Raw genomic sequence first — 20,488 nt, forward strand, 5'->3', positions numbered from 1 at the left:
GCGGTCCGCCTGGAGCGGAAGGGCGTGGGGATCAGCCGGCGGCGGGACGGGCCGGGATCTGCTGGGTGATGCAGTGGACACCGCCGCCGCCGAAGGCGATGGCGAGCGCCCGTACTCCGACGACCTTGCGGCCGGGGTGGGCGGAGGCGATGACGGCGAGGGCGTCCTCGTCCTGGGGCACGCCGGCGACCGGGACGACGACACCGCCGTTGGCGATGTAGTAGTTCATGTACGACACCTCGATCTCGCCGTCGGAGAGGTCGGTGAAGGCCGTCTGGGGCACCTCGATGACCTCCAGGCGGCGGCCCCGGGCGTCGGTGACGGCCTCCAGGACGGCGCGGTTGGCGCGCATCCGGGCGTAGTCGGGGTGGGAGGGGTCGGAGGGGAGGGAGACGACGACCGTGCCGGGTGCGGCGAAGGCGCAGACCCCGTCGACGTGGCCGTCGGTCTCGGTGTCGCGCAGGCCGCCGTAGGGCAGCCAGACGACCTTGGTGATGCCGAGGCGGGCCTTCAGCTCGTCCTCGATCTCCTCGCGGGTCATGCCGGGGTTCCGGTTGGGGTGCAGGAGGCACTGCTCGGTGGTGATGAGCGTGCCCTCCCCGTCGACGGTGATGGCCCCGCCCTCCAGGATCATGCCGGAGCCGATGCGGTCGACCCCGAGGTGCTCCAGCAGCAGGGCGCTGATCCGGTCGTCGGCGTCGAAGGGGTGGTGCTTGCCGCCCCAGGCGTTGAAGCGGAAGTCCACGCCCGCGCGCCGGCCGTCGCCGTCCAGGACGAACAGCGGGGCGGAGTCGCGGAACCAGGAGTCGTCGAGCGGCAGCTCGATGACGGTGACGCCGTCCCCGCAGTGGCCGCGGGCGTCCTCGCCGTGTCCGGGCGGGGCGACCATCGTGACGGGCTCGAAGGCGGAGATGGCGCGGGCGACGTTGGCGTACTCCTCCTTGACGTCCGCCAGGACGCTGCCCCACAGGTCCTCACGGGTGGGCCAGGCCATCAGGCAGCCCTCGTGCGCGGACCACTCGGCGGGCATGCGGTATTCAGCCATCAGGTGTCTCATTTCTTCTGTCGATGAAGTCTTCCATCGAACTGAAAATTCAGTCAAGAGCGGAACGGCGCGGCAGGAGGGGCGGAGCTTCCTTTACATCGCGCCGCCTCGGTGGTGCGCCGGCGATGCGAGGAACTGTGACACTGACTGAAAATTCAGTCAATAGACACGACGAGGGAAGGCCCCGGCCTGCGGGAGGACATGAGGCAGTCGCGTCCGGGCGGGCCGGGGCGGCCCACCGGAAGTGCGGGAAAGGGAGGCGGACGCCTCAGTGCTGCCGGAGTCCGGCCAGCTCGGCGTCGATGGCCCCGCGCATGAGCTCGCGCGCGTGGTCGATCCGGATGCCGCCGCTGAGCCACCGCATGCTCAGCCCCTCCAGCAGGGCGGTGAGGCGTTCGGCGGCCGCGGCGAGCGAGGAGGCGGTCGCCATCGGCTGGACCTGCCCCAGCAGTGCGGCGACCTCCTGGACCCAGACCAGGGTGGCCCGGGCGAGGTCCTCGCGCAGCACCTCGTCGAAGACGGCGCTGGCGCGCAGCTCGCCCCAGGCCGAGCTGTTCTCCCGCACCTCGACGGTGTCCTGGAGTTCCAGCAGGAGGGTCTCGTCCAGTTCCTCCCTCGGGGTGAGGGGAGGGGCGTCCGGGTCGCGGTCGGTGGTGTAGCGCTCGGCCCGGTCGTTGATGAACTCGAGGGTCTGGCGCAGGACGCCGGTGCGGTCCTTGAAGTGGTAGTAGATCAGGGCCGTGGACACGCCGGCCTCGGCCGCGAGTTCTTCCACGCGCAGCCCGCGGACCCCGCGCCGGGCGATCACCCGGGCGGCCGCTTCGAGGATCTGAGTGCTGCGAGACGCCATGACCCGCACCTTACCGGGGTGTTCGGGTACGGACGCACCCGGGCCGTCCCGGGACCGGCGGACCTGCCGGGGCGCCGTGGGCATCAGGCGGCCGGCGGGACGGCCGGGTGCGACTGGGTGGCGCAGTGGATGCCGCCGCCACCGCTCGCGATGGCGTTGATGGCGATCTGGACCACCTGCCGGCCGGGGTAGGTGGCCTGGAGGATGGAGAGGGCCGCGCCGTCCGCGGAGGCGTCGCCGAACCGGGGGGCGATCACGGCGCCGTTCGGCGTGTAGTAGTTGGTGTAGCTGGACAGGAACTCGTCCCCCTGGCCGATGATCCTGGCGCGGTCCGGGCCGGGCAGCTCGGTGACGGCCAGGCTGCGGCCCTTGGCGTCGGTGGCGGTCTGCAGGACCCGCTTGGTCTCCTCGTAGACCGCGATCCACCTGGCGTCCGCGCCGGGGCCGGGCCGGTCCAGGATGACCTTGCCCGGGGCCGTGAAGCGGGCCAGGCAGTCGATGTGGCAGTCGGTGATGTCCGCGCCCGCCAGGCCCGGCGCCCAGATCACCTTGCCGATGCCGAGCGCCGCCTTCATCTCCTGTTCCACCTGCTGCTGCGTCATGCCCGGGTTGCGGTTGGGGTTCACCAGCGAGCTGACGGTGGCCAGCAGGGTCCCCTCGCCGTCGGTCTCCAGCGAGCCGCCCTCGCCGGTGAAGCCCGCCTGGATCCGGTTCACGGCGTACTCGCCGAGGAGGATGCCGGCGGCCGCGGCGTCGTTGGCGAAGGGCTGGGCGTACTTGGTGCCCGCCTTGCCCCAGCCGTTGAAGTTGGTGTCCACGCCGGCGACGGCGCCCGGGCCGGCCAGGAAGGTGGGGCCGAAGTCGCGGATCCAGAGGTCGTCGACCGGTATCTCGACGACGTCGATGGCGTGGCGGGCGCCGCGGCCGCACTGGTAGCGGGCGTCGGCCGCCTGGCCGGGGCGGGCCAGCACGACGACCGGCTCGAAGCGGGAGATCTCGTACGCGACGCCCGCGATGTCGGCGCGGACGCCCTCCAGCGTGCTGCCCCAGACCCGGGAGAGGGCGGGCCAGGCCATGTACGTGCGGACGTGCGCGTCGGTCTCGGCCGGCATGGTCAGCCCGGCCGGGGCGCCGGCGGTGGCGGCCCGGGCGAGGGCGGAGGGCAGGGCGGTGCCGAGGGCGGCCAGCGGCAGGGCCGCCGCTCCGAGCTGGAGCAGCCGGCGACGGGAGGTGGTGGGCATGTCCATGGGGGCTCCCTGATGGGGAAGGGGCGGGGATGATCGGCATCCTTGCGCTAACTGAAAATTCAGTCAATACATGGGAGGGAGATTGGAGGAACTCGTTCCGCGTCGGCCGCCCCCGGATCAGCCGAGGTGGTACTGGTCCACGACGATCGTGACGGGCCCGGAGGCGGCCGCCTTGCGGAGCCGGACCACGGCCAGCTCGCGCCGGTCGGGGCTGCGGACGCAGAACGGCCGCTCCCCCGCCAGGGCGCTGAAGGGCAGGGCGGTGACGGGCTTGGTCCCGATGCCCTGGAGGCAGCCGGGCACGGTGAGCGTCCGGCCGTCGGCCACGAAGGAGTCGGACTCCTCCGAGGGCACGAACGCCTGGCCGTCGCGGGCGAGGAACCAGGTGGCCGTGTCCGCGGGGACCACCTTCCCGGCCTTCAGGTCGAACTCGTAGCCGGCGTCGGGGGCGGTCAGCTCCACCTGGGTGTAGCCCGCCGGATAGGGCGCGGGGGTCGGGGACGGCCGGTCGGTGCCGGCCCCGCCGTCGGCCGGCTCCCGGTCCTCGGCCGAGGCGGCGGGGCCCTCCTCGGGGCCGTCCGCGCCGTCCAGGTAGTACGCCGCCGCACCGCAGGCCAGCAGGGTCGCGGCCACCGCTCCGGCCACCGCGGGCAGGCGCCGCCCGCGCCGGGCCGCCCGGCGGCCGGGCGACGGCTCCGGGGCGGCTTCCGCCGCCGGCGCCGGGGCGGCGGGAACCGGCGCGGCCACGGGGGCGGCGGCCGGGTACGCGCCGGGCCGGGGGGTACGGGCCGGGGGCGCACCGGGCGCGGACGCGGTGGCCGTGGCGGCCACGGCCGTCGGCGCATGGGTCGCGGGCCCGTCGGCGGCGGCCCGCGGGGTCCCGCCGACCTCCTCCCGGACCGGCCGGGGCAGCCAGCCGTCGGTGAACTCCGGCCGCCGGCCGACGGCGGGGTGCGCGTGGACGTACGCGATCAGCTCGGCGGTGGTCGGGCGGTCCTGCGGCTGCTTGGCCAGGCACCACGCCACCAGGTCGTACAGGTCGGCGGGGATCCGCGTGAGGTCGGGGTGTTCGTGGACCACGCGGTACAGGGCGGTGGACTCCGGTCCGGCCCCGAAGGGCGGCGCGCCGCCCGCCACGAACGCGACGAGGGCACCGAGGGCGAAGACGTCGGTGGCCGGGGTCACCCGGTGGCCGAGGGCCTGCTCCGGCGCCATGAAGGCGGCCGTGCCGATCCGCAGCCCGGTGCCGGTCAGCGCGGAGGAGTCCGCCGCGTGCGCGATGCCGAAGTCGATCACCCGGGGGCCGTCCCCCGCGAGGAGGACGTTGGCGGGCTTGAGGTCGCGGTGGACGACCCCGGCCCCGTGGATGGCCTGGAGGGCCTCCGCCATGCCCGCGACCAGCAGCAGCACCGTCCGCGCCGGCAGCGGGCCGTGCCGGCGCACCACCTCGTGCAGGGAGGGGCCCGGCACGTAGGCGGTGGCCAGCCACGGGGTGCGCTCGTCCACCCCGCAGTCGACCACCTGCGCCGTGAAGAGGCCGTGGATCCGGCGGGCGCTGGCCACCTCCCGGGCGAACCGCTCGCGGAACTCCGGATCCGCCGCGAACTCGGCGCGCACGGCCTTCAGGGCGATCGGCCGGCCGCCGGGCGTGTACGCGAGGTAGACCACCCCCATGCCGCCGGCGCCGAGCCGGGCGTGGAGGCGGTAGCCGCCGATCTCGCGGGGGTCGTCGGCGGACAGGCCGGCGGGGGCGGGCTGGGCGCCGGGAAGCTGGTCGGACATGCGGTGCTCTTTCCACGATGCGGCAGGTCGAGTGGCCGGTTTTCATCGTCTCCTTAACTAAAGTTTCAGTCAACGTGTGACAATACGTGCCGCACTACGTGCCGCACATCGCCGGACGGGTTCACCCGGGAGGGACCACACCGTGACGGACCGCAGACGGGTCATCCTCGAAGGCGCCGCCCGCGTCATCGCACGCCGCGGCGTCCGGGGGCTGCGGGTGGCGGAGCTCGCAGCCGAGGCGGGGGTGTCCACCGCCCTGGTCTACTACCACTTCAAGGACCGGCCGGGGATCCTGCGCGAGGCCCTGGCCTTCATCGGGGACCGGGCCGACCGGTACACCGGCCCGGAGGGCGAAGGGGCCGCGCGGCGCCCGTCCGACCCCCGCGAGCTGCTGGAGCGGGCCCTGCTCCTGGAGTTCCAGGACCTGCCCGAGGTCCGGGAGAACAGCACGGCCTGGGGGGAACTGCGGGCCCACACGGTCTTCGACCCGGAGCTGCGCGAGGAGCTCGCGGCGGCCGGCGCGGCCTGGACGGCCGAGGTCGCCCAGCTGGTCGCCGCCGTCCGGCCGGCGGCGGCCCCCGCCGCCGCCACGGGCGCCGCCCAGCGGCTGACCGCCCTGCTGGAGGGCCTGAGCGTGCGCTGGCTCAGCGGCCTGCTCCCCCTGGGGCACGCCCGGCAGCTGATGCGCGAGGCGGTCCGCGTGGAGATCGACCGCCTGGGCTGACCGGCCCGCGGGGCGGACCGGACGACCTGGTCCCGTCCGGCGCGGCGGTTTGACTGAATTTTCAGTCAGTGCCACAGTGGCGGTACGAGGCCGTTCCGCTTCCTCCTTCACTGGCCCTTCACGGGACCGGGAGCGCACCCTCGTCCTAGGAGCGCGTGTCCGTCCGCCGGGCCCGCCCTGGCCGGACGCACCTGGTCCGCCAGTCCACGATCGGAGTCTTCCCGTGTCGAACCCTCCCCCCACCCGACGGACCGTCCTGCGCACCCTCGCCGGTGTCGGCGCCCTCGCCCTCGGCGCGGCGGCCTGCGGCCCCGGCGACGACCCCGCCGAGCGGCCCGGCAGCCCGGCCGGCACCCCCGAGCAGGCCGCCGCGAACGGTGCGAAGCGCCGGCTCGGCGCCGAGTGGGAGAGCCACACCCGTACGTTCATGGCCTGGCCGGCCCTGGCCGCCGGGGTGTGGGACAAGGACCTCCCCTACGTGCGCGAGGACATCGCGCGGATCGCTCGGGCCGTCGGGAAGTACGAGGCGGTGGTCATGATGGCCCGGCCCGACCAGGCGGACGCGGCCCAGCGGGCGTGCGGCTCCCAGGTCGAGGTCGTCCCGCTGGCCGTGGACGACCTGTGGGCCCGCGACACCGTCCCCGTCTTCGTCGAGGAGGCCGGCAGGGTCGTCGGCGTCGACTTCAACTTCAACGGCTGGGGCAACAAGCAGCAGCACGGGAACGACGCCCAGGTCGGCCGGACCCTGCTGCGCACGTACGGGATCCCCCGGGTCCAGGCCCCGCTGGTCGCGGAGGGCGGATCCTTCGAGACCGACGGCGAGGGAACCCTCCTCGTGACCGAGAGCTCGATCGTCAACGACAACCGCAACCGCGGGAAGTCCCGGGACACGATCGAGGCCGAGCTGAAGAGGACCCTGGGCGTCGAGAAGGTCGTCTGGCTGGCCGGCGTGCGCGGCCAGGACATCACCGACGCCCACGTGGACAGCCTCGTCCGCTTCACGGCGCCCGGCGTGGTCCTGCTGGACCGCGCCCACCCGAACACCCCGCCGGACTCCTGGTCCCGCTCGGCCGACCAGGCGAAGTCCGTCCTGTCGAAGGCCGTCGACGCCCGCGGCCGGCGCTTCCGGATCATCGACCTGCCCCAGCCCGACCTGGACCGGATCACGGGCCGGGGCGACGACTTCGTCTCGACCTACGCCAACTTCTACGTGGCCAACGACGCCGTGTTCCTGCCCCGGTTCGGCGACCGGCAGGCCGACGACCGCGCGCGCGGCATCCTCCAGGAGCAGTTCCCGAAGCGGGACGTCGTACAGGTGGAGATCGACACGATCGCCTCGGGCGGCGGCGGCATCCACTGCTCCACCCACGACCAGCCCGGGAAGCCGGCCGCCTGACCCGGCGCCGGCCGGGCCGGGGACGGTGTCCCCCGGCCCGGCCGGCGGGGAGCCGTTACGGCGCCATCTCGTACGCCCCCGACAGCGCCTCCACGCGCTGCCAGACGCGGGCCGCGCGGGCCTCGTCGACGACCGGGCGGCGCACCGCGCCGAGCGCCCAGGCCTGCTGCGCCTGCGTGGCGGAGTCCTTGCCGTGCAGTTCGACGGCGTGGCCGGAGAAGTCGCGGACGAGGACGGAGAACAGCTCGTCGAGGACGTCCCCGTCCAGGTCCGTCAGGCGGGCCTGCTCCAGGATCAGCTGACCGTGGACCACCAGGGCGAAGAGCTGGCCCACGGAGAGCAGGAAGTCCAGGTCGCGGCTCTGCGCCTCGTCGGGGGCGAGGGTGGCGACGAACGTGCAGAGGGCGTCGGCCTGCTCGCGGAAGCGGGCGACGTTCGGCACGTCGGCGTACGCGTCGAAGGCGGGCCGCCAGTCGTGGAAGCGTACGGAGCCCAGGCCGCGGGCCGGGCCCTGCCGGAAGAGGAAGTCGTCGTCGGCCGCGTCGAGGCGGGTCGGCACGGCCGGGTACTCCACCGGCTCCAGCAGGTGGTTGCGCATGAACTTGAGGATCAGCGCGAGGTTGACGTGGACGGTGCCCTCGAGCTTGGGCAGACCGCGGATCTCGACGGCCGCGTTGGCGAAGTAGGTGTCCTTCTCGAAGCCCTTCGCGGCGATGACGTCCCACATGAGGTCGATGACCTTCTCGCCCTCGGTGGTCACCTTCATCTTCGTCATCGGGTTGAAGAGGAGGTAGCGGCGGTCCTCGGGACCGGCGGAGCGGAAGTAGTCGACGGCGCGGTCGCTGAACAGCTTCATGCCGACGAGGCGGACGTACGCGTCGGCCAGCTCGCGGCGCACGTGCGGGAAGGCGGTGACGGGGCGGCCGTAGAGGACGCGGTTCTGCGCGTGGGTGACGGCCTCGTACATCGCGTGCTCGCAGATGCCGATGGAGGCGGTGCAGAGGTTGAACTTGCCGACGTTGACGGTGTTGAGGGCGGCGTCGAAGGCGGCGCGGCCGGTGTGCAGGACGTCCTCGGCGGCGACCGGGTAGTCCTGGAGCCGGAACTCGCTGACGTACTTGGACGAGTGCACCACGTTCTGCTCGAGGTGGTACGCCGGGTGGCGGCTGTCGGCGGCGAAGAAGACGTACCCGTCCGGGCCCTCGACGTCGGTGCGGCGGCCGAAGACGGAGACGAGACCGGCAGCGTTGCCGTTGCCGATGTAGTACTTGGAGCCGCTCGCCAGGAAGCCGCCGTCGCCGTCGGGCTCCAGGAGCATGTCGGTGGAGTAGATGTCGGCGCCGTGCGTCCGCTCGGACAGGCCGAAGGCGAACACCTCGCCCTCGGTGAGCAGTTCGGCGGCGCGGGCGCGGGCGGCGGCGTTCCCGCTCTGCCAGACCGGTCCGAGGCCGAGGATGGTCACCTGCCAGGCGTACCAGTAGTCGAGGCCGTAGAAGCCGAGGATCTCGTTGAGGGCGGCGATCCGGGCGGTGTCCCAGCGCTGGTCCTCCCGGCCCGCGGCGGCGGCCGGGGTGAGGAAGGTGGCGAACAGGCCCTCCTTCGCGGCGAACGCGAGGAAGTCCGCGAGCCAGGCGCGGGTGCGGTAGTCCTCCAGCAGCCGGCGCTTCCCGCGCTCCTCGAACCAGTCGACGGTGGCGCGCAGCAGCCGGCGGGTCTCGGGGTCGAAGTGCGCGGGGTCGTAGGTGCGCGGGTTGAAGAGGAGGGGGTCGGCCATGAGGGGTCGCCTTCCGGGAGGGGTGGGTGGGGTGCGGTCAGGCGGACGGCGGTGGCGTCGCGCCCAGGCGGTGCAGGGTGGCGAGGACGTCGTCCAGCCAGGCGACGGTCATCCGCTCGTAGGCGATGCCGCCGCGGAGCACGACGTGCTGGAGCTCCTGCCCGGCGTCGAGCGGGTCGGGTGCGCCGGGGCCGGTGAAGTCGCGCCGCTCCCCCGCGAGGTAGTGCGCGAGGCGGTCGCTGTGGGCGCGGTGGTGCCGTTCGACCTCGCGGATCAGGGCGGCGGGGTCGTCGAAGGCCGCGCCGCGGATCTTCACGGCGAGTTCGTGCCGCATGCTCTCGGGTTCGATCGGCTCGTGCAGCCACCGTGCGAGGGCGGCGCGGCCGGGGGCGGCGACGGAGTACTCCTTCTTGTCCGGCCGCCCCTGCTGGGGCACCTCCCGGACGGACAGCAGGCCGTCGCCCGCCATGCGTCCCAGGACGCGGTAGATCTGCTGGTGCGTGGCGGTCCAGAAGTAGCCGATGGACCGGTCGAACCGCCGGGCCAGTTCGTAGCCGGAGCCCGGCATCTCCAGGAGGGAGACGAGGATCGCGTGGTCGAGCGCCATGCCCCGATCTTTCTATGCAACGAGTTGCATAGACAAGGGGCGCCGCCCGGGTGAGACACGGCTCACCCGCTCCGCCGCCGCGGCGCCCGGTAAACCCGTTTGCCCGCCCCGTGGCGAGTGGATAGCGTCGCCGACCGTGACTCCGACCCTGCGCACCGAGCGCCTGCTCCTCGTCCCCTACGTCCCGCAGGACGAAGCGGACTTCGTGGCCCTGTTCCAGGACGTCCGGGTCTCCCGGTGGATGGGTGACGGCCCCGTCTCCGAGGAGGAGGACCGGGCCCTGTTCGGCCGGATCTTCACGAAGGTCTACGCCCGGGAGCTGTTCGACGTCTGGGCCGTCCGCAGGGACGGCGAGCTGGTCGGGCACGCCGAGATCAAGCACACCGACACGGCCGGGGGCCACGAGATCGTCTACGCGCTGGCCCCCGCGGTCTGGGGGTGCGGCCTGGGCACCGAGCTGGCCCGGGCCGTGGTGGCCCACGGCTTCGGCACCCTCGGACTGGAGGAGGTGCACGCCACGGTGGCCGCGGAGAACGGCGCCTCCCTGGTGCTGCTGGAGCGGATGGGCTTCGCGCACGTGCGGGACCTCACCGAGGACGACGGCAGCACCACCCGGGTGCTGACCCTGCGCCGGGCCTGAGCGACGGGACACGGCAGGAGCCGGTGGCCCGGTGGCGGGCCGGGGGCCGCCCCGTGGCCGGATCGCAGCGGTCCGCCGGGGTGCTCGCGGTGCGGGGACCCCGGCCGTTCGGGGCGGCGGGTACGGTTCCGGCATGGACGTTTCAGCAATCAGTTCGAACGACGACGGTGCGACGACGGCGGGCGCGGTCAAGGAGACCGCCCGCCGGCAGCTGGTGGAACTGGGGGCCGCGGGGCTGTCCCTGGAGGGCGTGGCACGGGCGGCCGGGCTCGGGCTCTCCGAGGTCGAGGCCGCCTTCCCCCACCGGGACGCCCTGTTGACCGCGCTGGTCATCGACGCCTACGACGCCTCGGGCGCCGCGATGGAGCGGGCCGACGCGGCCGGCGGCACGGCGGGGGCGAGGCTGCTCGCCGTCACGCGCGCGCTGCGGCAGTGGTCCTTCGCCAACCCCGGCGAGTTCACGCTGATCTACGGTTCGCCGGTGCCGGGCTACCACGCCCCGCAGGACACCGTCCCGGCCGCCGCGCGGACCCCCGCCGTGCTCGCCGGGATCATCCGGGCGGCGCTGGAGGCCGGTGAACTGACCCCGCCGCGGCGCGCGGTGCCCGGTCCGCCGCTGCTGCTGCCGGCCGCCGTCGAGGCCTTCGGCGGCGTTCCGCAGGCTCCGTTCTCGGACATCATCGAGCGCGGCATCGTGCTGTGGAGCAACCTCATCGGACTCCTGGTCTTCCAGGTCTTCAGCCGCACCCACGACAGCGTCAAGGACGAGGCCGCGTACTTCGACTACGCCATCGCCGTGGCGGCCGAGAGCATCGGGCTCGAAGTCCCGCTGGGCGAACCCACCGACTGACCCCGTCTGCCGCCCCCGCGGCACCCTGCAGGAAACCAGGCCTTGAACACCATCAGAACCCTCTGCTTCGTCATCGCGGCGCTCTCCTCGTACGCCGCGCTCATCTACCGGCTGTGCCAGGCTCGGCGCAGCCGGCACGACAGCGCCTACTGGACGCTGATCGCCACGCTGGTCCTCCAGTGCTTCACCTTCACCATGGGCGCCGTGGCCATGAGCGGCCCCACCTTCCTGGGCGTCGGCAACCTCGCCATCCTCCTCATGCACCTGTCGGCGGTCGCCTACTGCGTCGCCGCGGAGATCATCCTGCTGCGGTGGGCGGCGCCCGACGAGGAGGCCCGGCGCAGGACGCGGTGGTGGCTGGTCACCGGGGGTGCGCTCGACGTGGCCCTGGTGGCGCTCTTCCTCCTGGCCGACGGGGCCTCCCGGCCGTCCTCGGACTTCGACACGGGCAGCGGGCAGCCGCTGGTCCTCGTCTACCTCCTGGCCTTCATGGCCTCCCAGGCGCTGCCGTGCGTGACCATCTTCCGCCAGTGCGGCTCGTACGCGCGGATGACGGACAACGAGTCGCTGCGCCAGGCGCTGCGGGTGCTGCGGGTGGCCGCCGTGGTGCTGTTCCTGTACTGCTCGTGCCGGACGCTCAACATCCTGACGGCCGCGGCCGGGGTCGACATCGGCGCCTGGAAGCTGGCCTCGAACCTCTTCAGCGCGGCGGGCATCGTCATCCTGTCGCTCGGCCTCACCAACTCCTCGTGGGGTCCGGCGGCTTCCCGGCTGCTGGCGTGGGGCCGGAGCTACCGCTCGTACCGGGCGCTGTACCCGCTCTGGCGGGACCTGTACGAGTCCTCCCCGGACATCGCCCTGGAGCCGCCGGGCGCCTCGGTCTCGGACCTGGACTACCGGCTGCACCGCCGGGTCGTCGAGATCCGCGACGGATGGCGGGACCTGCGCCCGTACATCGACCGTACGACCGTGGGAGGTTCGGACGGCGCGTCGGGGCGCGAGGAGAGCGAGGAGTCGCGGCAGGCCTTCACGGAGGCGGCGCGGATCAAGCGGGCCCTGACGGCCAAGCAGGCCGGGACCATGCCGCACGACAACAAGGACGCGGGCGACTTCGACGACCGCGACACGGACAACTTCACGGCCGAGGTCGCCTGGCTCACCAAAGTCGCGGCCGCCTACAGTAAGCTCGGCACCGCGAGTTGAAGCTCCCGCCCGGTTCGTATCCCCCGTCGAACCGGGCGGGCCTCCCCCGTTCCCCCCGCGTGCGACGTCGGGCCGTTCGGGTGGTTCATGCCCGGACTGGCCCGGCCCATCCCCCGAGGGCCGGGCCAGTCCGTTTTTCACCGCCTGCCCCCGTCGGACTTCCCCCGTGACGAGTTGCCCCCGTCGGACTTCCCCCGTGACGAGTTAGCTGGCAGCTATCGGCGAGACCCAACGTTGGCGGAGTCCAGGCCAATTGTCAACTGACCGCTATTCTGTGAAACTGGCGTATAGCCAAGGGCTATACCGAGGAGGTGACGGGAGGAAGATTCACCATGACCGAGAGCGACGACCGGCCCCTGCTCGCCAGGCGCCTCGACGACCTGTTCAAGACGGTCCGTCCCAAGGGCAAGCACTGGACCAACGCCGAGGTGGCGGAGGAGCTGAAGCGGGCCAACCCCGAGCTCAAGGCCGGGGGCGTGTACCTCTCGCAGCTGCGGACGGGCAAGCGCTCCAACCCGTCACCCGACCTCCTGGCGGCCCTGGCCAAGTTCTTCGGCGTCTCGGTCGCCTACTTCTTCGACGACAAGGTCGCCGAGTCCGTGCTCAGCCAGGTCGCCGCCATCGAGGCGCTGCGGCAGTCCGGGGTCCGGGCCGTGGCGATGCGCGCGGCCGGGATGAAGAAGGAGAACCTCGCGGCCATCACGGCCATCATGGACCAGTACCGGCAGATGCAGGGCCTCCCGCCGGTCACCGACGCCCCCGTCGCCGACTCCCCCGCGTCCGACGGACCCGGCCCCTCCGAGCCCGTATGAGGGGCGCCTGGAAGGAGCGGGCCGCCGATCACGACCGCCGCAGCCAGCTCAGGAAGCTCCGCAAGGCCGGCGCCCGGCGGCTCGCCGAACTCGGCCTCCCCGAGGTGTCCGACGTCGCCGAACTCTGCCGCCACCTCGGCGAGGCGCGCGACCGGCCGATCCTCCTCGTCCCGATGCAGATGCCCTCCTCGCACCCGTGCGGCATGTGGGTCGCCGCCCGCGACGAGGACCTGATCTTCTACGACGCCAACACCACCAGCGCGCATCAGGAGCACATCATCTTGCACGAGCTGGGCCACATCATCTGCTGCCACCGCGGGGCCGGCGGACTGGACGAGGCGGCCGCCCGCCTCCTCTTCCCCGACCTCGACCCCGACCTCGTGCGCGACATGCTCCTGCGCGCCACCTACGACGACGTGCAGGAGCAGGAGGCGGAGATCATCGCCTATCTGCTCGCCCAGCGGATGGAGGGCGCCGAACAGCGGCATCCGGCGCCCCCGGACGCGGGGGCGGACGAGGGTGGCGACCCGGAGAAGAGCGCCGTGCTCAGCCGCATCGAACGCACCCTCTTCTGAAGTGGACCGCTCATGGCGCGGCGGCGGCCGCCACCTCCTCGGCCAGGACCGCCACGGCCCGTCGCACGTCCTCCTCGCGGTGCTCGCCGGTCACGAAGAACCGCAGCCGCGACAGCCCCTCCTCCACGGCGGGGTGGAAGATCGGGTCGGCGATGACCCCGCGGGCGTAGAGGCCGTCCGCGACGCGCAGGGTCCGTGCCGAGTCCCCGAGGATGCACGGCACGATGGGCGTGTGGGCGCTGGAGCCGGTCGCCAGGCCAGCGGAGACGGCCAGGCGCAGGAAGAGCTCGGAGTTGCGCCGCAGCGCCCCCACCCGGTGCGGCTCCGCCTCGATCAGCTCGGTGGCGGCCAGGGCGGCCGCCGCGTTGGGCGGGGTCAGGCCGACGCTGTAGACGAAGCCGGGGAGGGTGTGGCGCAGCCAGCGCACCATCCGGGCCGAGCCGCCGAGGTAGCCGCCGCAGCTGGCGAAGGCCTTGGAGAGGGTGCCCATCCACAGGTCCACGTCGCGGCGGTCCACCCCGAAGAACTCGCCGACACCCCGGCCCCGTTCGCCGACGGTGCCGATGCTGTGCGCCTCGTCCACCATCAGCAGGGCGCCGTAACGCTTCTTCAGCTCGATCACGGCGGGCAGGTCGACGAGGTCGCCGTCCATGCTGTAGGCGCCCTCGACGGCGATCAGCACGCGGCGGAACCGGGACCGGTTGAGCCGCAGCAGGTGTTCCAGCTGCTCCGTGTCGTTGTGGGCGAACGGGCGGCGCGCGGCCCCGGACAGGGCGCAGCCCTGGAGGATGCTGTCGTGGGCGAGCGCGTCGTGCAGGACGAGGTCCCCCGCGCCGACGAGGTGCCCGATCGCGGTGACGTTGGTCGCGTGGCCGCTGACCAGGGTCAGGCAGTCCCCGACCCCGAGGAACTCGGTCAGGGCCCGTTCGAGGCGGACGGTGAGGTCCCGTTCGCCGGACAGGACCCGGCTCGCGGAGACCGAGGTCCCGTACCGCTCGACGGCCCGGTGCACGGCCTCGTTGACGGCGGGGTGTCCGGACAGGCCCAGGTAGTTGTAGCTGCCGAAGGAGAGGTACGGGCGGCCGCCGATCACCGTGGTGTCGCGGATGTTGCCCTCGTGGACCCGGAAGTACGGGAAGTCCGCCCCGGTGTCGGCGATGGATCCCAGGAGCTGTTCGAGCTTGCCCACCTCCGGGAAGTCGTCGACGTGCGCCGTCTCGGCGCTCCACCGCACGGCGTCCGGCGGGGGCGCCGCCGGTGCGCCCTGCGGTCCGGTGCGCTCCGGGTCGACGAGGCCGATCAGGCGGCCGACGGTGAGGTCCGGGGAGAACATCTCCTCCGCCTTGAACCCCGGTACCCGGTGGGCGAGGCGCGTGTCCAGCTCGTGCAGCATCAGGGAGTCGAAGCCGAGGTCGCCGACCAGGGTCTGGCCCTCGTGCAGGTCGGACAGCGGGTAGACGCCGGTCCGCGACACCTCTTCGAGGACGACCGTCCCTGCGGTCGCCCCGTCGAACCGCGCCTCCCGCAGCGGCGGAGCGGAGGCGGCGGGCGCCGGTGCGGGCTCGGGGTCGGCGGCCGCGCGCGCCGACTCGTCCACGATCCAGTGGCGGCGCGGGGCGAGCGGGCTCGGCGGCAGGGTGCACGGGGGCGTCCGCCCGGCGGCGGGGACGACCGCCTCCCCGGAGCCGACGGCTCGGCCCGCCTCGACGGCCTCGGCAGCCGCGGTCAGCCGGGCGACCGCCTCGGCGGTGTCCGCCGCCTCCACGGTGAGGCGTTCCGTGAGCGGGGCGCGGCGGGCGAGGGTGTCGGCGACGACGGCCAGCGGCGGCCGCTCCTCGGCGAGGGTACGGGCCAGGTCCCGGGCGTACCGGGCCAGCCCGGCCCGGTCGCGGGCGCCGAGGGCCAGGACGTGCGGGCCCGCGGCCGGCGCCGGCCGGGCCGGCGCCGCGGTGTGCTCCTCCACCACCAGGTGCACGCCGGTGCCCCCGAAGCCGAACGCGCTGACGCCGGCCCGGCGCGGCCGGCCGTCCTGCGGCCAGGGGACGGGCTCCGTCGGCACGGTCAGCCGCGCGGCGTCCAGCAGGGCGCGGTCGGCGAGCCCGAATCCCGGCTGCGGGGGGATCACGCCCCGCTGGACGGCCAGGACGGACTTGATGAGCCCGGCCAGCCCGGCGGAGTTCAGCGAGTGCCCGACCACGGCCTTGACCGCTCCCAGGTGGGCGGGGGCCGCCGACTCCGCGCGCAGCTCGCGCAGGACGGCGAGCTCCACGGGGTCGCCGACGGTGGTCCCGGTCCCGTGCGCCTCCAGGTAGCCGACCTCGCCGGGGGCCAGGCCCGCGTCGCGGTAGGCGCGGCGCAGGGCGCGCAGCTGTCCGGCGGCCTGCGGGTGCATACCGCCCTGGACGGTCCCGTCGTTGGCGCTGCCCACGCCGCGGATCACCGCGTACACGCGGTCGCCGGCCGCCTGCGCGTCGGCCAGGGTCCTGAGCACCAGCACCCCGGCGCCCTCGCCGAGGACGAAGCCGTCGGCGTCCGCGCCGAAGGGCAGGCAGCGGCCGCTGCGCGAGAGGGCGCCGATCCGGCACAGGCCCACGAGCAGGTCGGGGGTGACGACCAGCTGGGCGCCGCCCGCGAGGGCGATGCGGGTGCGGCCGGAGCGCAGCGCGTGGACGGCGTTGGCCACGGCCATGAGCCCGCCGGAGCAGGCGGAGTCCAGGGCGTAGCTCTCGCCGTGCAGGTCGAGGACCGAACTGATCGTGTTCGGGCCCATGTTGAGCAGGATGCCGGCCACGGAGGTGCCCTGCATCCCGTCGACGGCGCGGACCGTCTCACGCCAGCCGGGGTCGCCCGGGCGGGCGCCGAACTCCCCGCCGGCCAGCTGGCGCATGCGGATCTGCAGGGTGGTCAGGCCCCGGTAGCCGCTGTCGGTGAGGGCCGTGATCACCGAGGTCTCCTCGCGGTCGAAGCCGTCGGCCTCCCATCCGGCGTCCTGGATCGCCTCGCGGGCGAGGTCGATCAGCAGCCGGTGCTGGGGGTCCATCGCCTTCGCCCGCCGCGGCGGGATGCCGTAGTGGGCCGCGTCGAAGCGGTCCACGTCCGGCAGGAGCGCCATGGTGTCCGTGTAGGCGGCCGCGGTGTCGCGGAAGTCGTCGCTGAGGAAGGCGCCGGCGCGCCACCGCGTGTCGGGGACGCGGCCGAACTGTGCCCGCGGATCCATCAGGAGCCGCCAGTACTCGTTCAGGTTCCGCGCCCCCGGGAACCGGCAGGCCATCCCGACGACGGCTATGTCGTCCCGGCCCCGCTCCCGGCCCTGCCCCGCTCCCCTGGGGTCCACTGTGGAATTCATCCCTCTCACTGGAACCGTCACCCGGTGGTGGCCAGGCGTTCGCGCCACCAGTCCACCGTGGCCTTGACCTGCTGGTCCAGGGGGGTGGCGCGGGCGGCGAACGCGGTCTCGTAGGCGCTGGAGTCGACCGTGAACGGACGGTCGAACTGGTACCGGACCTCCTTCAGCTCGCGCAGGAGCGGGGAGAACAGCCCGCCCAGGCCCAGCACCAGGGGCGGGACGCCGCGTACCGCGACCGGGCCCGTGCCCGCCTGCGCGGCGAGCCGGTCGACCATCTCCCGGACGGACAGGGCCGGTTCGGTCGGGACGTGCCAGGCCCGGCCCCAGGCCCGCTCGTCGCCCGCGACCTCCGCGAGGGCCCGGGCCACGTCGGGGAGGTAGGTCCAGCTGTGCGGGGCGTCCGGGTCGCCGAGCGTGGACACGGGCCTGCCGCGCAGCAGCTGCGGCAGCACCCGCGCCGCCAGGTGCCCGCCGTCGGTGACGCCGGGTCCGAAGAAGTCCGAGGCGCGCACCTCGACCGCTCTGATCCGGCCCTGCTCGTGCAGGTTCCGCGCCCGCTCCCAGACGGCGGCGCGGACCCGTCCCTTGGTGCCGGTCGCCGCGAGGGGCAGGTCCTCGGTCAGGGGGCCGTCCACGGGTCCGTACCCGTAGAGGTTGCCGAGCATGACCAGCACCGCGCCGGTCGCCTCGGCCGCCGTACAGAGCGAGGAGGCCAGCGCCGGCCACTCCCCCGCCCAGCGGTGGTAGGGCGGAGCGGCGCAGGCGTAGAGCGCGGCCGCGCCCCGTACCGCCTCGGTCAGCCGTCCGCCGTCCCCGGCGTCCAGCGCGATGTGCTCGATCCCGGGCTCCGGACTGCGGCCCGAGGTGGTGACGACCTTGACCGTGTGGCCCTGCTCGACGAGCAGCCGGGCGGTGGCGGCACCGGCGGGTCCGAAACCTATGACGACATGAGAGTTCACGCGTGCACACTAGCGCGGGCCCCCGGCCGGGTCGCGCCGGTGCCCCCCGCCGTGACGGCCGAATCCCCCACCCCCGTCCGGTGCTCCCGCGGCAGTGGTCCCGCACGTCCGCGGATCGCCCGGTGCGGTGCGATTGGCCGGAACCCGGTGGCCGCCCGGCCCGCCCCTCCCCCGGGCCCGGACCGGTCACGAACGGAGAAGCGGCGGTCGCGGGCCCTCGCGTAGCGTGGAGCGGGCCGGGGCGCCGAGGGACGCCGCCGCGGCCGCGCCGACGAGGGAGAGACGATGAGCAGGGGCACGACGAACGACCGGACGCCCGCACCGCACGCCGCCGACAGCCACGGCATGATCCGCGTGCACGGCGCGCGGGAGAACAACCTCAAGGACGTCAGCGTCGAGATCCCCAAGCGGCGGCTGACGGTGTTCACCGGTGTCTCCGGCTCGGGCAAGAGCTCCCTCGTGTTCGACACGGTCGCTGCGGAGTCGCAGCGGCTGATCAACGAGACGTACAGCGCCTTCGTCCAGGGCTTCATGCCCGCCGCGGCCCGTCCCGACGTGGACGTGCTGGACGGGCTGACGACGGTGATCGCCGTCGACCAGCAGCGGATGGGCGGCGACCCCCGCTCCACGGTCGGCACCGCCACCGACGCCAACGCGATGCTGCGCATCCTCTTCAGCCGGCTCGGCGACCCGCACATCGGCTCCCCCAAGGCGTACTCCTTCAACGTGGCCTCGGTCAGCGGGGCGGGCGCGGTCACCCTGCAGCGCGGCGGGCAGACCGTGAAGGAGCGGCGCGCGTTCAGCGTCACCGGCGGCATGTGCCCGCGCTGCGAGGGCCGGGGCACGGTCAACGACCTGGACCCGGCCCAGCTCTTCGACGACTCCAAGTCCCTCAACGACGGGGCGCTGACCGTCCCCGGCTACAAGCCGGGCGGCTGGAACCACCGGCTCTACAGCGAGTCGGGGTTCTTCGACCCGGACGCGCCGATCCGCTCGTTCACGCAGCGGCAGCGGCAGGACTTCCTGCACCACGAGCCGGTCAGGATGAAGATCGCGGGCATCAACATGACCTACGAGGGGCTGATCCCGCGGATCCGCAAGTCGATGCTGGCCAAGGACAAGGAGGCGATGCAGCCGCACATCCGGGAGTTCGTGGAGCGGGCGGTCACCTTCACCACCTGCCCCGAGTGCGACGGGACCCGGCTCAGCGCGGGGGCCCGGTCCTCGAAGATCGACGGGGTCAGCATCGCCGACGCCTGCGCGATGCAGATCAGCGACCTGGCCGCATGGGTGGGCGGGCTCGACGCGCCCTCGGTGGCTCCGCTGCTGGCGAGCCTGCGGCACACCCTCGACTCGTTCGTGGAGATCGGACTGGGCTACCTCTCGCTCGACCGCGCGGCGGGCACGCTGTCGGGCGGCGAGGCGCAGCGCGTCAAGATGATCCGCCACCTCGGCTCGGCGCTCACCGACGTCACGTACGTCTTCGACGAGCCCACCACCGGACTGCACCCGCACGACATCGAGCGCATGAACGGCCTGCTGCTGCGCCTGCGCGACAAGGGCAACACGGTGCTCGTCGTGGAGCACAAGCCGGAGGTGATCGCGATCGCCGACCACGTCGTCGACCTCGGGCCCGGCGCCGGCGCGGCGGGCGGCACGGTCTGCTTCGAGGGCGGGGTGGAGGGGCTGCGGGGCAGCGGCACCGTCACCGGCCGGCACTTCGACGACCGGGCCCGCCTCAAGGAGTCGACCCGCGAGCCCACCGGTGCCCTGGAGATCCGCGGGGCGTCGGCCCACAACCTGCGCGGGGTCGACGTGGACGTCCCGCTCGGGGTGCTCACCGTGGTCACCGGCGTGGCCGGCTCGGGCAAGAGCTCGCTGGTCCACGGCTCCGTCCCGGCCTCGGCGGGGGTGGTGTCGGTGGACCAGGCACCGATCCGCGGTTCGCGGCGCAGCAATCCGGCGACGTACACGGGGCTGCTGGAGCCGATCCGCAAGGCGTTCGCCAAGGCCAACGGGGTGAAGCCGGCGCTCTTCAGCGCCAACTCCGAGGGCGCGTGCCCCACCTGCAACGGCGCCGGGGTGGTCTACACCGACCTGGCGATGATGGCCGGGGTCGCCACCACCTGCGAGGACTGCGAGGGGAAGCGGTTCGACGCGTCGGTGCTGGAGTACCGGCTCGGCGGCCGGGACATCAGCGAGGTGCTGGAGATGCCGGTGGCGGAGGCCGAGGCGTTCTTCGGCTCGGGCGAGGCGCGCACGCCGGCCGCGCACCGGATCCTGGAGCGGCTGGTGGACGTCGGACTCGGCTACCTGACCCTCGGCCAGCCGCTGACCACCCTGTCCGGCGGTGAGCGGCAGCGGCTGAAGCTGGCCGCGCACATGGGCGAGAAGGGCGGGATCTACGTCCTGGACGAGCCGACCGCCGGCCTGCACCTGGCCGATGTGGAGCACCTGCTGGGGCTGCTGGACCGGCTCGTGGACTCCGGCAAGTCGGTGATCGTGATCGAGCACCACCAGGCGGTCATGGCGCACGCCGACCGGATCATCGACCTCGGGCCGGGGGCCGGCCACGACGGCGGCAAGATCGTCTTCGAGGGCACCCCGGCCGAGCTGGTGGCCGCCCGGTCCACCCTCACGGGCGAGCACCTGGCGGCGTACGTCGGCGCCTGACCGGC

16 protein-coding genes are annotated in these 20,488 nt (G+C 73.7%); 8 read left to right on the forward strand and 8 right to left on the reverse strand.

Translation table 11 applies throughout. The features are described 5' to 3' along the window. Nucleotides 1-31: 31 nt before the first annotated feature. The 4 genes from AB0469_RS06465 to AB0469_RS06480 form a co-directional block, all read right to left on the reverse strand. The gene (locus AB0469_RS06465; protein ID WP_366450196.1) at nucleotides 32-1,045 is read right to left on the reverse strand and encodes an agmatine deiminase family protein; all 1,014 of its coding nucleotides are present in this window, start codon (nucleotides 1,043-1,045) and stop codon (nucleotides 32-34) included. Nucleotides 1,046-1,313: 268 nt separating this feature from the next. Next, a complete protein-coding gene (locus AB0469_RS06470; protein WP_366450197.1) occupies nucleotides 1,314-1,895 on the reverse strand; it encodes a helix-turn-helix domain-containing protein in 582 nt (193 codons plus the stop codon). Nucleotides 1,896-1,978: 83 nt separating this feature from the next. Continuing rightward, entirely contained in the window at nucleotides 1,979-3,142 is a 1,164-nt protein-coding gene (locus AB0469_RS06475) for an agmatine deiminase family protein (RefSeq protein ID WP_366450198.1), read from the reverse strand. A 117-nt stretch (nucleotides 3,143-3,259) separates the two neighbouring features. Then, complete coding sequence (locus AB0469_RS06480; protein WP_366450199.1) at nucleotides 3,260-4,924, reverse strand: serine/threonine-protein kinase; 1,665 nt, start codon at nucleotides 4,922-4,924, stop codon at nucleotides 3,260-3,262. A gap of 142 nt (nucleotides 4,925-5,066) precedes the next feature. On the opposite strand from AB0469_RS06480, the gene AB0469_RS06485 reads away from it, so the two are divergent. After that, the gene (locus tag AB0469_RS06485) at nucleotides 5,067-5,648 is read left to right on the forward strand and encodes a helix-turn-helix domain-containing protein (protein ID WP_366450200.1); all 582 of its coding nucleotides are present in this window, start codon (nucleotides 5,067-5,069) and stop codon (nucleotides 5,646-5,648) included. A 223-nt stretch (nucleotides 5,649-5,871) separates the two neighbouring features. Beyond that, nucleotides 5,872-7,044: an agmatine deiminase family protein gene (locus AB0469_RS06490; protein ID WP_366450201.1), complete on the forward strand. Its 1,173-nt coding sequence runs from the start codon at nucleotides 5,872-5,874 to the stop codon at nucleotides 7,042-7,044. A gap of 55 nt (nucleotides 7,045-7,099) precedes the next feature. Here the strand turns inward: AB0469_RS06490 and AB0469_RS06495 are convergent, their stop codons facing one another. Both AB0469_RS06495 and AB0469_RS06500 read right to left on the reverse strand, forming a co-directional pair. Then, nucleotides 7,100-8,818 (reverse strand): acyl-CoA dehydrogenase family protein, encoded by a 1,719-nt coding sequence (locus AB0469_RS06495; protein WP_366450202.1) that lies wholly within the window; start codon nucleotides 8,816-8,818, stop codon nucleotides 7,100-7,102. Between the two features lie 37 nt (nucleotides 8,819-8,855). Beyond that, entirely contained in the window at nucleotides 8,856-9,425 is a 570-nt protein-coding gene (locus AB0469_RS06500) for a PadR family transcriptional regulator (protein ID WP_366450203.1), read from the reverse strand. A 136-nt stretch (nucleotides 9,426-9,561) separates the two neighbouring features. Here AB0469_RS06500 and AB0469_RS06505 point away from each other — a divergent pair, with 136 nt between their 5' ends. The 5 genes from AB0469_RS06505 (at nucleotide 9,562) to AB0469_RS06525 (ending at nucleotide 13,505) form a co-directional block, all read left to right on the forward strand. Continuing rightward, nucleotides 9,562-10,065 (forward strand): GNAT family N-acetyltransferase, encoded by a 504-nt coding sequence (locus AB0469_RS06505; protein ID WP_366450204.1) that lies wholly within the window; start codon nucleotides 9,562-9,564, stop codon nucleotides 10,063-10,065. Between the two features lie 133 nt (nucleotides 10,066-10,198). Then, a complete protein-coding gene (locus AB0469_RS06510) occupies nucleotides 10,199-10,915 on the forward strand; it encodes a TetR-like C-terminal domain-containing protein (RefSeq protein WP_366450205.1) in 717 nt (238 codons plus the stop codon). Between the two features lie 42 nt (nucleotides 10,916-10,957). Continuing rightward, on the forward strand, nucleotides 10,958-12,118 hold the full coding sequence (locus AB0469_RS06515; protein WP_366450206.1) for an MAB_1171c family putative transporter: 1,161 nt from the start codon (nucleotides 10,958-10,960) through the stop codon (nucleotides 12,116-12,118). Between the two features lie 332 nt (nucleotides 12,119-12,450). Then, a complete protein-coding gene (locus tag AB0469_RS06520; RefSeq protein ID WP_052290918.1) occupies nucleotides 12,451-12,930 on the forward strand; it encodes a helix-turn-helix domain-containing protein in 480 nt (159 codons plus the stop codon). After that, the gene (locus AB0469_RS06525) at nucleotides 12,927-13,505 is read left to right on the forward strand and encodes a toxin (protein ID WP_366450207.1); all 579 of its coding nucleotides are present in this window, start codon (nucleotides 12,927-12,929) and stop codon (nucleotides 13,503-13,505) included. Before AB0469_RS06520 ends, AB0469_RS06525 begins: the two co-directional genes overlap by 4 nt. 10 nt (nucleotides 13,506-13,515) lie before the next feature. Here the strand turns inward: AB0469_RS06525 and AB0469_RS06530 are convergent, their stop codons facing one another. Further along, a complete protein-coding gene (locus AB0469_RS06530; RefSeq protein WP_366450208.1) occupies nucleotides 13,516-16,851 on the reverse strand; it encodes an aminotransferase class I/II-fold pyridoxal phosphate-dependent enzyme in 3,336 nt (1,111 codons plus the stop codon). A 17-nt stretch (nucleotides 16,852-16,868) separates the two neighbouring features. Further along, nucleotides 16,869-17,810 carry an NAD-dependent epimerase/dehydratase family protein gene (locus AB0469_RS06535; protein ID WP_366450209.1) on the reverse strand — a complete coding sequence of 314 codons (942 nt, stop codon included), beginning with the start codon at nucleotides 17,808-17,810 and terminating at the stop codon, nucleotides 16,869-16,871. 285 nt (nucleotides 17,811-18,095) lie between these two features. Here AB0469_RS06535 and AB0469_RS06540 point away from each other — a divergent pair, with 285 nt between their 5' ends. Next, complete coding sequence (locus tag AB0469_RS06540; protein ID WP_366450210.1) at nucleotides 18,096-20,483, forward strand: excinuclease ABC subunit UvrA; 2,388 nt, start codon at nucleotides 18,096-18,098, stop codon at nucleotides 20,481-20,483. Nucleotides 20,484-20,488 lie beyond the last annotated feature (5 nt).

The sequence above is a fragment of the Streptomyces sp. NPDC093801 genome (assembly GCF_040701585.1).
In the GTDB taxonomy this organism is placed as follows: Bacteria; Actinomycetota; Actinomycetes; order Streptomycetales; family Streptomycetaceae; genus Streptomyces.